This window comes from [Clostridium] aerotolerans DSM 5434 (assembly GCF_000687555.1).
GTDB lineage: Bacteria > Bacillota > Clostridia > Lachnospirales > Lachnospiraceae > Lacrimispora > Lacrimispora aerotolerans.
Window position 1 is genome coordinate 150,291 of record NZ_JHWJ01000009.1, and the last position, 15,438, is coordinate 165,728.

Consider the following 15,438-nt stretch of genomic DNA (forward strand, 5'->3'; position numbering starts at 1 on the left):
ATGTCTGGGGCAGAGAAGGTAAGAAAGAAAGGCAATGCAGGGGATTTTGTAACAAAATGGGGTACCATTGCGACCATGGTCATAATATTTATCCTGTTTACATTTGGAAACTGGAGCAAGGAAGCAGGTGCCAGCATGTTCCTGACCCAGTCTAATATGATCACCATACTGCGTTCCGTATCCATAACCACAATCATAGCCATTGGTCTTACGTTTGCATTGGCTGTAAACGGAATGGATCTATCCATTGGAGCCACTGCGCAGTTTGCCAATGTCTTTGTTATGACGTGTTTTGTCTGGCACAATATTAATATTGGGGTTTCCATTATTTTAACTGTTTTGATCTGCTTAAGTGTTGCTGTAATCAACAGCATCCTTATTGTTAAATTTAAGATACCCGACATGGTTGCAGCTCTTTCTGTTATGTTCATGTATCAGGGAGTATCCATGACCTATTCCAGGGGAGGTGCCATTACAGAGAGAATGACACGGGCAAACGGAACTCAGGCGCCAGGTCTTGTTCCTGAGGCATTCAGAGGGCTTGGAAAGGAGCCGTGGCTGATCATTATCATGATTTGCGTGGTGCTGTTTGCTTATTTCTTCTTAAATTATACAAAGCACGGCAGGTACATGTATGCGGTAGGAGGGAATCCAGAGGCTGCACAGCTTTCCGGCATTCCGGTGGCACGGTATAAAGTTCTGGCTTATTTCCTGTCTGCAACCTTTGCATCTATAGGCGGAATCTGCCTGGCTGCCCGTGTGGGTACGGCTCAGATTTCAGCAGGAGATGCCTATCTGATGCCTTCGGTGTGTGCGGCTTACATCGGTTTTTCCGTATTTGGGGCGGGAAAAGCCAATGCATTCGGTACCTTCGCAGGAGCAGTACTGGTGGGTATGCTGGAGAATGGTCTGATTATGATGTCGGTTCCTTATTATGCCATGAATATCATAAAAGGCGGAGTTCTTGCCGTTGCTCTTGCCATGACCTATGCCAGCGGTAAAACAAAGAACGTGTAAGGAAGGGAACAAAAAACAGTAGGAAAAAACCATAGAATGATATCAGGGGAAGGTGACAGTAATGTCTAAATTTGACAGCTATTTTTTAATGAAAACGGAAGAAGTACCAGATTATGTCCGGGAAAAGCTCTCCTTTTTTGATACGGATGCTGCTCTGGAATGTAAGGAAATTGGGGATGGGAACTTAAACTATGTCTTCCGGGTCAAGGATATTGTTTCTGGAACATCAATCATTGTAAAGCAGGCGGGAGAGGCTCTTAGAATTTCGGCAGATATGCATATATCCACAGACCGTGGAAGGATTGAGGCAAAGATTCTTGGCATTCAGGAGCTTTATGCCCCAGGTCTGGTTCCTAAGGTCTACTTATATGACGGTACCATGTGCGCGATGATCATGGAAGATATGACCGGCCATACCATGATGCGCACCGGCCTTTTAAACCATGAAATCTATCCGGAGTTCGCGGAGCATGTGACCACTTTTTTGGTTAATTCTCTTCTTAGAACCACTGATGTAGTCATGAATCATAAGGAGAAAAAAGAACTGGTTAAGAGCTTTATTAACCCGGATCTGTGTGAAATCAGTGAAGATCTGGTCTACAGCGAGCCTTTTATTGATTTTAACCACAGAAACAATGTATTTCCTCCCAATGAAGCGTTTGTAAGAAAAGAGCTTTATGAAGATGTGGCCCTTCATTTGGAAGCTGCAAAGCTTAAGTTTGATTTCATGAACAATGCTCAGTCCCTGATTCACGGGGATCTACATACTGGTTCCGTATTCATTAATAAGGAGCATACGTTTATCTTTGATCCGGAATTCGCTTTTTATGGTCCCATGGGCTACGATATCGGCAATGTGGTTGCAAACATGTTTTTTGCATGGTGCCACGGTGATGCGACCATAGAAGATAAAGAAGAAAAAGAACAATTCTGCGGCTGGTGCCTGAGTGTTATTGAAAAAGTGATAGATCTTTTCATTGAAAAATACAATCAGGTATTTGATGAATATGCCACGGAAATTATGGCGAAAGTTCCGGGATTTAAAGAGTGGTATCTGGAAGGAATCCTTTCTGATACTGCGGGAGTGGCAGGTCTTGAATCCATCCGCCGGATTGTAGGCATGGCAAATGTCATTGATATTACTACTATCTCAGATGAGGATAAACGCGCCCGGGCCGAGAAGATAGTAATTACCCTGGCAAAAAATTATATTATGAACCGGAAAAACTTCCGACAGGGAACAGATTATATAAATGCCATCAAAGAAGCAATTGGCAAGTTTGAGGCTTAGGGGAAGGGAGGGGTAGCAAACATGATCGAAGAAAAAAAGAAAACCATTCTGGATTATGATACCGTAGCGTTAGATGAAATGAACCACGCCCTTGTTATCATAGACCAGACCCAGCTTCCGTACCGGACGGAGATCCTTTCTCTTACAAAACAGGAGGAAATCTGGAATGCCATTTACTTACTCCAGGTGAGAGGGGCTCCTGCCATTGGAGTAGCGGCTGCCATTGGTATCTATCTTGCGGCGAGAGAAATCGAAGCCTCTGAATATACTGAGTTTTATCAGGCATTTCAAAAAGCAAAGGATTATCTTGATTCTGCCCGCCCCACTGCGGTTAATTTATCCTGGGCATTAAGGCGGATGGAAGGAATCGTGCTTAAGAACAAAGAAAAGAAAGTAACAGAGATCGTAGAGCTTCTTCATAAGGAAGCGGTGGAAATCAGGGAAGAGGATATCTGGGTCTGTAAGACCATTGGAGAGTACGGCCTTAGCCTGGTGAAGCCGGGAGATGGTCTTTTGACTCACTGCAACGCCGGACAGCTGGCAACGGTGAAGTATGGAACAGCAACAGCCCCTATGTATCTAGGGCAGGAGAGAGGCTATCATTTCCGTATCTTTTCTGATGAAACAAGACCTCTGCTTCAGGGAGCGAGACTGACATCCTTTGAACTAAAGGAATCCGGCCTTGATGTGACCGTCATCTGTGACAATATGTCGGCCAGTGTTATGAGAAAGGGCTGGGTCAATGCTGTGTTTGTAGGCTGTGACCGAGTGGCAGCCAATGGTGATACTGCGAATAAAATCGGTACATCCATGGTTGCCCTTGCCGCGAAACGGTATGGTATACCCATGTATATCTGTGCCCCTACCTCAACCATAGATCTTTCCACCTTGTCCGGAGAGGACATTCACATCGAGGAACGCCCTGCCAGTGAGGTGGTAGAAATGTGGTATGAAAAACCAATGGCTCCAGAGGGGGTAAAGGTGTTTAATCCTGCTTTTGATGTGACAGATCATGATCTCATTGCCGGCATTGTCACGGAATACGGTATTGCCCGGGCGCCATACAATGAGTCTTTAAAAGAAATATTTAGAAAAAAGGAAGAGACCCTCAAAGCAAAAGAAAAGGAAGCATAAGATACAAAGAGGATGTCTCGGTGAAAGAGACATCCTCTTGTTCATTTATAACGACTCGTCTGTTTTTAAAAGTTCAACATCATTCTTTAAAAGATAATCCAGCCACTGGTCGTCTAACTGTTTATCCGTAATTAATCCTGTTATTGCATCAAAGCCGGAGATCCGGATAAAAGAAGTCTTGTCAAACTTAGAATGATCTGCCACCAGATAGATGTGATTGCTGCGTGTGATCAAGGTCTGGCGGATAGAAGCAATTGCCTCGTTGGAATCCGTAATGCCGTGCTCCATGGATACACTTCTGCATGACATAAAGGTCTTGTCTACAAAAAAAGATTCCAGGTTACGGAGGGCTGTACTTCCCACAAAAGCCTTATCTCTTGGTGTATAGGAACCTCCTATGGAAATGAGGCGGATATCTTCTTTGTCCTGCAGTTCATTGATGATCAGCAAGGAGTTTGTAACAACGGTAAGGCGCATTCCCTGCAGCTCCCTGGCAATCTGGAGGGCTGTGGTAGAGGCATCTAAAAAAATAGAATCTCCGTTGTGTATGACTGATAAGCATTTTTTTGCAATTGCTACTTTGCTTTCCATGTATGCGGTTTCCCGTATTGTTAAATCGACGTTATTCTCAACCCCGTCCTGTATGAATGCGCCGCCGTATGTTCTAGTTAAGAAACCATCATCCTCCAGCTGTTTTAAATCCCGGCGAATGGTCTCCTCGGTTACGGAGAATATCTTGGAAAGTTCGGTGACTGTAACACTTTTCTTTTCCAAAATAATATCTTTTATTTTGGCTTTTCTTGTTACTGCTAACATTGGCATGTTCCTTTCTTAATAAGGATATTTATATATAAATAAAATACAATATGAAACAATAAAAAACAAGTTACATATAAGCATATTGTAATATTTTTTTGACTGATTGTAAAGGTAAGAAGATAAAAATAAAAACAAAACAGTAAAAACAAATACAAAACAACATAATGTGTTGACAAACAAACATAATAATGGTAAAAATACAGTATAAATAAGAAGAGTTCAGACAAGATAAACGAGTGGTTGTTTGGATTTTGGAGGGATTTTTATGATGACAGTTCAAGGTGTCAGGTACATGTCTGATTTTGAGGCTAAAAAGTCAATCCTTGATATCGGAAGGCGGATGTATGAACGGGGCTTTGTTGCCTCCAATGATGGGAATATCAGCTGTAAGGTAGGACCAAACACCATCTGGACTACGCCCACCGGAGTATCAAAGGGATTTATGAAACAGGAAATGCTTGTAAAAATGGATTTAAGCGGCAAAGTGCTTATGGGAAAATACAGGCCCTCCTCCGAAGTGAAGATGCATCTGAGGGTCTACCAGGAGAATCCCGAGGTACAGGCAGTAACACACGCCCATCCCCTGGTGGCCACCAGCTTTGCCATCGCAGGCATTAATCTGGATGCAGCAATCTTAACGGAGGCAGTCTTAGGGCTTGGCTCCATTCCAATTGCCAGATATGCCACACCAGGAACCGATGAGGTGCCGGAATCCATAGCACCTTTTGTAAACACCCATAATGGAGTGCTCCTTGCAAACCATGGAGCGCTTACCTGGGGAAAGGATATCTATCAGGCATTTTACAGACTGGAATCCATTGAGTATTATGCCACGATTTTAATGTACACAGGAAATATCATAGGGCGCCAGAACGTTCTTTCCTGTGATCAGGTAGATAAGCTTCTTGATATACGGCAAAAGCTTGGGATAACGGCAGGAGGGATTCCGCCTTGTTCTGTACAGGAGACGAATATGAAAGACATCGTTTCCTCGTCGGATATCCGTCCTTCCAAGCCGGTGACCCTGGTCCATTCGAATAACCAGACCTTAAAGGGAGTAACCCCTATTGTAAGGCCAGGAGACAGCCACAATACAGAAACAAGAGTGGAAAAAGTAGAACCAGAGCATTTGAGCAAGGTAAAGGAGGAAATCATAGCGGAAGTAGTAAGACGGGTGACAGAGCAACTGAACTAGGAGGATACATATGGATATTGGGGCGAAAGAAATTGAGTTGATTGTAAGGGAAGTTCTTGCAGGAATTAATTGGAACAATCCACCTGCCGCTTTTATTCCGGCTCAGGGTGATCACGGGGTATTTGAGCAGGTAGAGGATGCCATTTGGGCGGCAGATGCCGCACAGCGTCAATGGGTGAATGATTATAAGGTGGAAGACAGGAGAAGAATTATTGAAGCGATTCGGTCTATGGCCAGAAACCATGCAGAATCACTGGCTGGTTTGGTGCAAGAAGAGACTGGCATGGGACGAAAGGAAGATAAGATACAGAAGCATCTTGCGGTAATTGATAAAACACCTGGTGTAGAATGCCTGATTACAGAGGCCATATCTGGTGACGGTGGGCTTATGATTGAAGAGTATGCTCCCTTTGGGGTAATCGGAGCAATTACTCCTTCCACCAATCCAACAGAAACCTTAATCAATAACACCATCAGTATGATTGCCGGAGGTAATTCCGTAGTATTTAACGTACATCCAGGCGCAAAAAACTGCTGTGCCCATTGTCTTAAGCTAATAAATGGGACCATTGTAGAAAATGGAGGACCGGCAAATCTCATTACCATGCAGAAAGAACCGACCATGGAAGCAGTGAACCGAATGACAGAGGACCCTAGAATCCGCCTGATGGTGGGGACTGGCGGAATGGGAATGGTAAATGCTCTTTTGCGGTCTGGAAAAAAGACAATTGGCGCAGGAGCCGGAAATCCCCCGGTTATCGTAGATGATACGGCGGATATTGCGCTGGCTGCAAGAGAGATCTACCTAGGAGCTTCTTTTGATAACAATCTTTTGTGCCTTGCGGAAAAGGAAGTTTTTGTAATGGAGTCTGCAGCAGATGAGCTGATTTGGCAGCTTCAGCAGGAAGGTGCTTATCTTCTTCAAACAGATCAGTTAAATGATATTATGACATTTGCCATGACAACAAAAGATGGGAGCTATGAGGTGAACAAGTCCTGGGTCGGAAAGGATGCAGGCCTGTTTCTGGAAGCCATTGGAGTTCAGAATAAAGAGGTCCGCCTTTTAATCTGCGAGACAGATAAAGCCCATCCATTCGTAATGGTGGAACAGCTGATGCCCATTCTTCCTATTGTAAGATTAAAAACCTTTGAAGAATGTGTAAAGAGTGCCAAAGATGCAGAGTCGGGCAACCGGCACACTGCCTCCATCTTTTCCCGGAATGTAGACAACATGACGAAGTTTGCAAAGGAGATAGAGACCACCATCTTTACAAAGAATGGAGCTACATTAAAAGGGGTAGGAATCGGTGGAGAAGGACATACCACCATGACCATTGCAGGGCCCACTGGGGAAGGTCTTACCAGTGCCAGAAGCTTTACCAGAAGGCGCAGATGTATGCTGGCAGAAGGCGGGTTACGGATTATCTAGGGAGGACGCTACATATGGCAATTGGTTTCTTAGAGTGTGCAGGTTATGGAGCGGTTTTGTACGCTATGGATAAAGCGTGTAAGGCAGCAGATGTGAAGATCATCGGCATTGATACCATTAATCCCAAGGATGCCACGGCATTCATTCCTCTTACGGCTCAGGTGAAATTTGAAGGCAGAGTGGATGATGTAAAGGAGGCATGTAAAGCTGCAAGGCAGGCTGCTTTGACCCTTAACAGTCCTTCTGAGGTTCTGGTGGAAATCATTGAAAAACCATACGAGGGAACAAAGGCTTTGGCACGAATTTCTAAAATATCATTCACAGACGATACGATATAATTATAGAGGAGGTAATAGAATATGGCATCTACAATAGGTTTGATCGAAACAAGAGGACTGACTGCTTCCATGGAAGCGGCAGATGCAATGTTAAAGGCAGCAGATGTGGAACTGGTTGGAACGGAAAAGATTGGTTCTGGTCTTGTGACTGTCATTGTGACCGGAGAGGTGGGCGCTGTAAAGGCCGCGACCGAAGCGGGACAGGAAGCGGCGTCAAGAATTGGGGAATTGGTAGCCGTTCATGTCATCCCAAGACCACATCAGGATATTGAAAAGATTTTGCCAAGGGTAAAATAAAAACAGTCTGATGAAAGAGGTGGGATGTCATGAAAGGGAGGGGAAATGCCATAGGGGTTCTTGAGACCACCTATTATGCCAATACCGTGGTAGTGGTCGATCAGGCTCTGAAAGCAGCTGAAGTGGAAATTGTAAGCTGTCATAAAAAGCTGGGAGGTAAAATGTGCCATACCGTACTGGCGGGGGAAACTTCCGCAGTAGATGCTGCCATGGGAGCGGCCAGAGAATCGGGACGTATGGTGGGAGAGGAAAACATAAAGGTAGCCGTCTCCATCAGCAATCCCCATCCGGAAATATGGAAGCTGCTTAACATGATAGAGATCCATGAAACAGAGAAGAATGAGGAAATTATAACAGAGGTATCAGGAGAAGAAGGAGGAATAGCAAATGGCGGAGACAGTAAATAAAAAGGGTATGCTTGCACTTGGAATGGTTGAGACAAGAGGTTTAACAGCTTCCATTGAGGCGGCGGATGCCATGCTTAAGGCAGCAGATGTAGAGATGGTTGGAACAGAAAAGATTGGTTCTGGATTAGTGACTGTAATGGTTCAGGGCGATGTGGGAGCCGTAAAGGCAGCCGTAGAGGCAGGAGAGGAAGCAGCCTCCAGAGTAGGGGAACTGGTAGCAGTCCATGTAATTCCAAGACCTCATAATTCAGTGGGAGGAATCCTTCCATTTATAAAGTAAAGGAATAGAAAAACCAATGGAATGCAGGGAAGAGCTAATTGAGAAAATAACCGGAATGGTCATGGAGCAATGGGAACGCCTGCAAAAAGATCCCTATCAGGTCCCCGTAGGAATATCAGCCAGACATGTGCATCTGACGAGAGAACATGTGGAAAAACTGTTCGGTACTGGTTACCAGCTCACCCCTTATAAGGCACTAAGCCAGCCAGGACAGTTTGCCTGTAAGGAGCAGATTGCGGTCTGCGGACCTCTGGGAGACCTTTCAAAGGTTCGGATTCTGGGGCCGGAAAGAAAAGAAAGTCAGGTAGAGGTGGCTCTAAGCGACTGCAGAAAGCTTGGAATACGTCCTCCAGTCAGAACCTCAGGTGATTTAAAGGGAACTCCTTCTGTTCTTCTTAAGGGGCCTAAGGGAGAAGTTCTTTTAGAGGAAGGGACCATCATTGCAGACCGCCACATACATATGACACCAGAGGATGCCAAATGGTTTGGTGTAAGGGATGGGGAACGGGTAAGTGTGTTTGTAAAGGGGCCAAGGGGTGGTGTTCTTGATCAGGTGCTTATCCGGATTACCGGAGAGAGCCGGTTGGATTTTCATGTAGACATTGACGATGCCAATGCCTTTCAATTAGAACAGGGAGAATGGGTGACCATTAGAAAGGAAAATACCCGGTGATATTAGGAACAATTATGGGAACTGTAGTTTCCACAAGAAAATGCAGGAATCTGGTGGGATTTAAACTCCTTTTAGTAGAGCCTTACTATGGGGGAAAAGATAATATATTTGTGGCAGCTGATACCATGGGAGCAGGAATCGGAGAATTGGTTTTAGTAACCACAGACAATACCACCCAGTATGCCCTGGACCGTTCGGCACCAGTGGATGCCTATGTGGTAGGAATTGTAGATGCTCCGCCTCAGATGGGAAAGTAAAGAAAGAGGGAATCGTATGGGACAGGATGTGCTGCGGGTTCTGGCTGTGGACGACCCGGCGGTCAAGGGGTATTTGGATAAGGAGTTGGGTATCTTTCATGATTGCCAGCAAAAAGTGGTGTTTCATACCATCCCCTGGGCAGATTATTATGCTGAACTAATGGAAGTATTTACGGGGAAAACAGAGTATGATATCGTTATGGTGGCTGGTCATCTGTGGCTTAGGGATTTTGTGGAGAATGGAACTCTCAGTGAAATCGACTTTGAAGAAGAGGATATTCTGCCAGTCATTGCAAAAGAGATGAGGTATCAGGGCAAAGCATATTTATCACCTTCCTTTTGTGATGGTCATATGATTGTATACCGTAAAAGTATTATTTCTCAGATCATGGGAAAAGAATTAGAGCCTGTGATCACACCATTGGAATATCTTCAAGTGGCTAAGTCACTTAACGACGTAACCGGAAAGCGTCTGGTGGCCATGAAGGCACACGAATCTGAAATATTTACAGACGCACTACCCTTCCTGCGCATGAATGGAGACGATGTATATGGGGAAGATGGTCAGCCGGTTTGTGACAGTAAGAACGTAATCGAAGGACTTCAGGCTTATTTAGATTTAAAGGACTTTGCCATGGAAGGAACAGAGCACTTTGGAAACGAGGAGATTGCAGATGCCATCCGGGAAAATAAAGCGGCCATGGCTGTTACCTGGAGCGGGCAGCTGGGTGTGATCATGGAGGAAGGCTGTGTAGAACCGGACGATCTTGGCTTTAGCACCTTTACGGCTCCATGGAATGTGACCTGGTCCTTCGCCATTAGTTCCGGATGCAGACAAAAGGATGCGGCCAATGCATGCTTAAGATATCTTCGATCCAGTGCGGTAGACAAGGCCGTTGGAAGAAAAAGCGGTGCGCCAGTTAAGGGTTCAAGCTATGTGACAGGTGTTGCTGCCTGTCCCTGGTTCCCTGTGCAGAAACAGATGATGGATTTAGCCAAACCCCTTCCATCCATTCATCGGTCCGGTGAGAAAAACGGGATTCTATACAAGAATATTTATCAGGCCTTTATCGGCAGAAAGACAGTGACAGAAGCAATGGAAGCAGCCAGGCAGGAGATAGACGCCATAATATGATAAGGGAGAAATTATGAAGGTTGTAATAATAGGAGGAGTAGCGGCAGGAATGAGTGCCGCATCTAAAATCCGCAGACTGAGTGCCGAGACCCAGATTACTGTTTATGAAAAGGGAGGATTCCTTTCTTATGGGGCGTGTGGGCTGCCTTACTACGTGGGAGGTTATAATGATGACTATCGCAAGATGATCGCCCGCACCCGGGAGGCCTTTGAAGCAATGGGGATCCAAACCTATTTAAGACATGAGGCAACCTCCGTGAATCCAGAAAAAAAGCAGGTAGCTGTTAAGGATTTAGAGAGCGGAAGAGAATTTACAGATACGTATGATAAGCTTATGATCGCTGTGGGAGCAGATGCGGTGATGCCCCCGTTTCCGGGCAAAGACCTTTTAGGGATTCACCCATTAAAAAGCTTGGAGGACGGAATCTTTTTAAAAGAATTCGGGAAGATGGAAAAGGTGAAAAATGTGGTCATTGTTGGGGGTGGCTATATTGGTGTGGAATGTGCCGAAGCGTTTCTGCATATGGGAAAGAATGTCCGTATGATTGAAACGGCTTCCAGAATCCTTGCACCTTTTGATGAGGATATAGGAGTCTTAGCCCAGGAAGAGCTTAAGTTACAGGGAGTTATGCTTCATACCGGAGAGCGGGTGGAAGCCTTTCAAGGAGACGGACTTTATGTCAGTCATGTGAAAACGGATAAAGCCTTATATGAGGCTGATCTTGTGGTGGTAGCCGCAGGCATCCGGCCCAGCACCGGATTCTTAAAAGGGACCGGAATCAAGATGGGAAAGAACGGGGCTCTGATGGTTGATAGGGAGATGAGAACCTCCATACCAGACATTTATGCAGCAGGAGACTGCATTCTTGTTTACAATGAAATAATGGAAGAAGACTCCTATCAAGCCCTTGGAACCGTAGCAAACAAATGCGGCAGGATCGCAGGAACCAATATAGCAGGCGGTCATGAAGCATTCATAGGAGCACTAGGTTCTGCTGCTATTAAGGTATGCAATCTGGAACTTGGACGCACCGGCATGGGAGAAGAAGATGCCAGACGCTTAAAGGTGGATTATAAGACCGTGTTAGTAAAGGCTAACGATCATCCTGCATATTATCCAGACCCTACTCCCATCACCATTAAGCTGATTTACGAAAATGGTACCAAGCGGCTCCTGGGAGCTCAGACCTGCGGGGAAAAAGGGGCAGTTCTTCGAGTGGATGTGTTTGCTGTAGCCATTCACGCCAAAATGACAACAGCAGAGCTTGGAATGACGGATCTAATCTATGCACCTCCATTTGCCGGGGTATGGGATGCCATTCAGATTGCCTGCAATGCGGCAAAATAACTGGTAGAAAAAGAAATGGAGGCAAGGTATGAGCAAAGTCATTTCATTGCAGGAGGCGGGGGTCCGGATCCATGACGGCGACATTCTTGGGATTGGGGGGAATGTGCTGCACCGGGCGCCTATGGCACTGGTTCGGGAACTGGTGCGCCAGAAGAAACGGGATCTAAAGCTGGTTAAGACTGCCGGAGCAATGGACGTTGATATGCTCTGCTTTGGAGATTGCGTGACCAGTGTAGATGCCGGATTTATCAGCTATGAAACAGAGTTTTCCCTGGCCGGACATTACAGAAGGGCAGTAGAGTCCGGTCTTATTAAGGGGAATGAGCATGCCTGCTATACGGTGATCTCTGCACTTCGGGCGGCCAGCTACGGCATCGGATTTATGCCAGTCAAAGGACTTTCCGTCAGTGATTTAATCGAGGCAAATGATTATTTTACCCGTATTTTAGATCCCTTTACTGATGAAATGGTCACTGTTGTAAAAGCTATCTGTCCAGATGTAGCAATCATTCATGTTCAGGAAGCTGATGAGGAAGGGAATGCAAGAATTACAGGACCTTTATTTGAGGATGTCTTACTGTCACGAGCGTCTAAGAAGGTAATACTTACGGCGGAGAAGATTGTTTCTGGCTCTGTGTTTTTACACGGAACGAAAAAGGCGGACATTCCTCATTTTCTGGTGGAAGCGGTGGTTCGGGCGCCCAGGGGTGCTGCCCCCGGTTCCTGTCCGGGATGCTATGACATTGACAGAACTGGCATCAGCAGCTTTAAGGCACTGAAAGATAAAGAAGGTCTTCGTACCTATCTTGAGGCTTTGGAGCAAGGGGATTACAAAGGATATGGAGGCAGAGCATGATGGAAAAAAGAAGCCGGGTTTGTGATACCATGGTCTGTGCCATGGCACGAATGATTCAGGATGGGGATAAGGTATTTCATGGAGTATCTTCCCACATGCCAATGATTGCTGTGCTCCTTGCCAAGGCACTTTATGCGCCGAATGCTGTACATTTAAACATTCCAGGGGGTACTGATCCGTCTCCCAGAAGGCTAAAGAAATATACCAGCGCAGGCCCGGAACTTTTAGAAGGAGCCAGGTCCTCCTTTTCCCTGATGGAGGTCTTTGATTTGTCCATGAGAGGCGGCCTTGATGTGGCATTCCTAAGCGGTGTCCAGTTTGATGTTCATGGCAATGTAAATGCTTCTGTCATTGGAGATTACCAGAGACCAAAAGTAAGGCTTCCGGGAGGGGCAGGAAGTGCTGTACTGATTCCCACAGCTAAGAAGGCCATCATCTGGAGGACAAAGCATGATAAGCGTACTTTTGTTCCTCAGGTGGATTTTGTAACCACCAAAGGGAATGTGGACCGAATCATTACACCCTTTTGTATCTTTAAAATGGAACATGGGGAAATGGTGCTGGATACCATTCATGAGACCTCCAGTCTGAAAGAAGTGGAGGAAAACACCGGGTTTCCCATTCAATATATCAGGATTGCGTACACGCCAATTCCTACCAAGGAAGAGCTTTTAGCATTGAGGCGCATTGATCCGGGTGATTTCAGAAATATAGAATTCTAGGGAGAACATACCATGGGGCATGTCAGGATAAATGCAGTAGGAACCAGTTTTTTTGGAAGAGGCTCGATTGGCCTTCTCCCGGAGGAACTTAAAAAACGAGGATTTAAGCGGGGGCTTATTGTTACAGATTCTTATCTGTTTGAAAGCGGGGCAGGGGACAAGGTAGGCTCTTATCTGCTAAAAGCAAACATGGAATATGCAATCTATTATCAGGTGCAGCCAAATCCTTCCGTAGATACCGTGAATGAATGTCTGCAGGCAGCAAAAGCGCTGGAGGTTGATTTACTGGTAGCTGTTGGAGGCGGGTCCGCCATTGATACGGCAAAGGCAGTAAGCATAGTACTGACAAATGGCGGCAGGATTGAGGAATTTGAAGGAGTGAACCGGTCTCAAAATCCGGGACTTCCTGTGGTGGCAGTAAATACAACAGCAGGAACCGGATCCGAGGTGACTTCCTTTTATATCGTCACCAATCCGGATAAACACGTAAAGATGTGCATGGTGGATCCTAACTGTATGGTGAGCATTGCTATCAACGATATTGATTTCATGATGGGCATGCCAAAAGGGCTGACAGCCTCCACCGGCATGGACGCTATGACTCATGCCATTGAAGCTGCGGTATCAAAAAGGGCCACTCCCTTTACAGATAAGGATGCACTTTGGGCTATGGAGGTAATCGGTGCTTATCTTCCGGAAGCAGTAAAAGACGGCAGCAATGAAAGGGCCAGGGAGATGATGGCGTACGCTGAATACAGTGCGGGCATGGCTTTTTCAAACGCCGGTCTAGGTATGGTTCATGCAATGGCTCATTCCCTTGGAGGACGCTTTAACCTTCCTCACGGTATTTGCAATGCAGTCTTGCTTCCTTATGTCATGGAGTTTAATGGAAGAGATGGGGAGGCTGCAAGAAGGTATCAGAAGGTAGCAAAGGGACTAGGGCTTACAGGAGCAGAAACCATGACAGGAGAAGCTGCCGTAAGGGAAACGGTAGCCTTTATCAGGCGGCTGTCAAGAAGAATCGGACTGGCAGAACGGTTGAAGGACCTTTCTGTGGACCCGGGGACATTTTATGAGCTGGCAGAAGGGGCAATGCTTGATGCCTGCATGGCTGACAATCCTTTCAGACCTACGGTAGATGAGGTAGCCGAAGTATATAAAAAAGCCTATGGCGGAGTTTGATCAGGAAAAGGAGAGGGGTAACATGAAAAAGTTAATGAATGAACCGGAAAACTATGTAAATGAAATGCTGGAAGGAATCTATATCGCTCACCCCGATTATGTTACATATGCAGGACAAGACCTGCGCTGTCTCATCACAACAAATAAGGTAGAGGGAAAGGTGGGAATTGCCACAGGCGGTGGCTCCGGGCATCTGCCTTTGTTTTTAGGATATGTAGGAAAGGGAATGTTAGACGGCTGTTCTGTAGGCGATGTCTTCCAGTCTCCAAGCGCAGAACAAATGCTTGAAATAACAAAAAGGATTGATTCCGGGGCTGGGGTTCTTTATATCTATGGAAATTATAATGGAGATATCTTTAACTTTGATATGGCAGCAGAGATGGCGGACATGGAGGAAGGAATCCATGTGGAGTCAGTGGTTGCCGGAGAAGATGTGGCCTCTCCGGCAGCAGCCCCAGGAGAGAAAAATACCAGAAGAGGAGTGGCTGGAATCTTTTTTGTCTATAAGTGCGCTGGAGCAGCTGCGGCAGCAGGAAAAGATCTTTCTGAGGTAAAGAGAATTGCAGAAAAAGCTGCCTCTTTTGTGAGAACCATGGGAGTTGCCCTCACTCCCTGCACAGTTCCCAGAGTGGGCCATCCTGGCTTTGAAATCGCTGATGATGAGATGGAAATCGGTATGGGTATTCATGGAGAATCTGGAATCAGACGGGGAAAGCTGGAATCTGCAGACGAAATAACAACAGAGATGCTGGAAAAGATTCTTAAGGATATCCCTTATGAGCCAGGAGAAGCCGCCGCGGTTCTTGTAAACGGTCTGGGAGCCACACCACTGGATGAACAGTATATTGTTACAAGAAAGGTACATCAGATACTGAAAGAAAAAGGCATTTCAGTTTATCGTTATTATGTTGGGGAATATGTTACTTCTATAGAGATGGCTGGTTTATCCATTTCTCTGTTAAAAATAGACGAGGAGCTGAAGGGTTATTTGGATGCCCCGGCGGATACGCCATTTTTCAAACAGGGAAACGTGTGAACTGACAGGCCGCTCACTGCGG

Annotated in this window: 18 protein-coding genes; 17 read left to right on the forward strand and 1 reads right to left on the reverse strand. The window is 45.8% G+C overall.

The window, feature by feature from the left end:
• The 3 genes from T546_RS0113600 (at position 1) to mtnA (ending at position 3,442) form a co-directional block, all read left to right on the forward strand.
• Positions 1-1,017: an ABC transporter permease gene (locus T546_RS0113600; protein ID WP_026892084.1), complete on the forward strand. Its 1,017-nt coding sequence runs from the start codon at positions 1-3 to the stop codon at positions 1,015-1,017.
• 61 nt (positions 1,018-1,078) lie between these two features.
• On the forward strand, positions 1,079-2,308 hold the full coding sequence (gene mtnK / locus T546_RS0113605; protein ID WP_026892085.1) for an S-methyl-5-thioribose kinase: 1,230 nt from the start codon (positions 1,079-1,081) through the stop codon (positions 2,306-2,308).
• 21 nt (positions 2,309-2,329) lie between these two features.
• Positions 2,330-3,442 (forward strand): S-methyl-5-thioribose-1-phosphate isomerase, encoded by a 1,113-nt coding sequence (mtnA, locus tag T546_RS0113610; protein WP_207641320.1) that lies wholly within the window; start codon positions 2,330-2,332, stop codon positions 3,440-3,442.
• A gap of 45 nt (positions 3,443-3,487) precedes the next feature.
• Here the strand turns inward: mtnA and T546_RS0113615 are convergent, their stop codons facing one another.
• Complete coding sequence (locus T546_RS0113615; RefSeq protein WP_026892087.1) at positions 3,488-4,258, reverse strand: DeoR/GlpR family DNA-binding transcription regulator; 771 nt, start codon at positions 4,256-4,258, stop codon at positions 3,488-3,490.
• Between the two features lie 268 nt (positions 4,259-4,526).
• Here T546_RS0113615 and T546_RS0113620 point away from each other — a divergent pair, with 268 nt between their 5' ends.
• The 14 genes from T546_RS0113620 to T546_RS0113685 are packed head-to-tail and all read left to right on the forward strand — an operon-like array spanning position 4,527 to position 15,416.
• Positions 4,527-5,456, forward strand: coding sequence for a class II aldolase/adducin family protein (locus tag T546_RS0113620; protein ID WP_026892088.1), 930 nt, complete (start codon positions 4,527-4,529; stop codon positions 5,454-5,456).
• A 10-nt stretch (positions 5,457-5,466) separates the two neighbouring features.
• On the forward strand, positions 5,467-6,885 hold the full coding sequence (locus tag T546_RS0113625) for an aldehyde dehydrogenase family protein (RefSeq protein WP_026892089.1): 1,419 nt from the start codon (positions 5,467-5,469) through the stop codon (positions 6,883-6,885).
• Positions 6,886-6,899: 14 nt separating this feature from the next.
• Positions 6,900-7,223: a BMC domain-containing protein gene (locus T546_RS0113630; protein ID WP_026892090.1), complete on the forward strand. Its 324-nt coding sequence runs from the start codon at positions 6,900-6,902 to the stop codon at positions 7,221-7,223.
• Between the two features lie 21 nt (positions 7,224-7,244).
• Positions 7,245-7,520, forward strand: coding sequence for a BMC domain-containing protein (locus T546_RS0113635; protein WP_026892091.1), 276 nt, complete (start codon positions 7,245-7,247; stop codon positions 7,518-7,520).
• A gap of 29 nt (positions 7,521-7,549) precedes the next feature.
• Positions 7,550-7,927, forward strand: coding sequence for a BMC domain-containing protein (locus T546_RS23575; RefSeq protein WP_084326394.1), 378 nt, complete (start codon positions 7,550-7,552; stop codon positions 7,925-7,927).
• Positions 7,908-8,207 (forward strand): BMC domain-containing protein, encoded by a 300-nt coding sequence (locus T546_RS0113645; RefSeq protein WP_026892092.1) that lies wholly within the window; start codon positions 7,908-7,910, stop codon positions 8,205-8,207. Before T546_RS23575 ends, T546_RS0113645 begins: the two co-directional genes overlap by 20 nt.
• Positions 8,208-8,223: 16 nt before the next feature.
• Positions 8,224-8,880, forward strand: coding sequence for a phosphate propanoyltransferase (locus tag T546_RS0113650; RefSeq protein ID WP_026892093.1), 657 nt, complete (start codon positions 8,224-8,226; stop codon positions 8,878-8,880).
• The gene (locus tag T546_RS0113655) at positions 8,877-9,137 is read left to right on the forward strand and encodes a EutN/CcmL family microcompartment protein (protein WP_026892094.1); all 261 of its coding nucleotides are present in this window, start codon (positions 8,877-8,879) and stop codon (positions 9,135-9,137) included. The genes T546_RS0113650 and T546_RS0113655 overlap by 4 nt, the downstream gene beginning before the upstream one ends.
• A 16-nt stretch (positions 9,138-9,153) precedes the next feature.
• Positions 9,154-10,272, forward strand: a complete 1,119-nt coding sequence (locus T546_RS23580) for an extracellular solute-binding protein (RefSeq protein WP_034599289.1) — start codon at positions 9,154-9,156, stop codon at positions 10,270-10,272.
• Between the two features lie 13 nt (positions 10,273-10,285).
• Complete coding sequence (locus T546_RS0113665; protein ID WP_026892095.1) at positions 10,286-11,620, forward strand: CoA-disulfide reductase; 1,335 nt, start codon at positions 10,286-10,288, stop codon at positions 11,618-11,620.
• 28 nt (positions 11,621-11,648) lie between these two features.
• Positions 11,649-12,476, forward strand: coding sequence for a CoA transferase subunit A (locus T546_RS0113670; protein ID WP_026892096.1), 828 nt, complete (start codon positions 11,649-11,651; stop codon positions 12,474-12,476).
• Complete coding sequence (locus tag T546_RS0113675) at positions 12,473-13,198, forward strand: CoA-transferase subunit beta (RefSeq protein WP_051629838.1); 726 nt, start codon at positions 12,473-12,475, stop codon at positions 13,196-13,198. The genes T546_RS0113670 and T546_RS0113675 overlap by 4 nt, the downstream gene beginning before the upstream one ends.
• Positions 13,199-13,210: 12 nt before the next feature.
• On the forward strand, positions 13,211-14,380 hold the full coding sequence (locus tag T546_RS0113680; RefSeq protein WP_026892098.1) for an iron-containing alcohol dehydrogenase: 1,170 nt from the start codon (positions 13,211-13,213) through the stop codon (positions 14,378-14,380).
• Between the two features lie 22 nt (positions 14,381-14,402).
• Positions 14,403-15,416: a dihydroxyacetone kinase subunit DhaK gene (locus T546_RS0113685; RefSeq protein WP_026892099.1), complete on the forward strand. Its 1,014-nt coding sequence runs from the start codon at positions 14,403-14,405 to the stop codon at positions 15,414-15,416.
• The last annotated feature ends 22 nt before the right edge of the window (positions 15,417-15,438 follow it).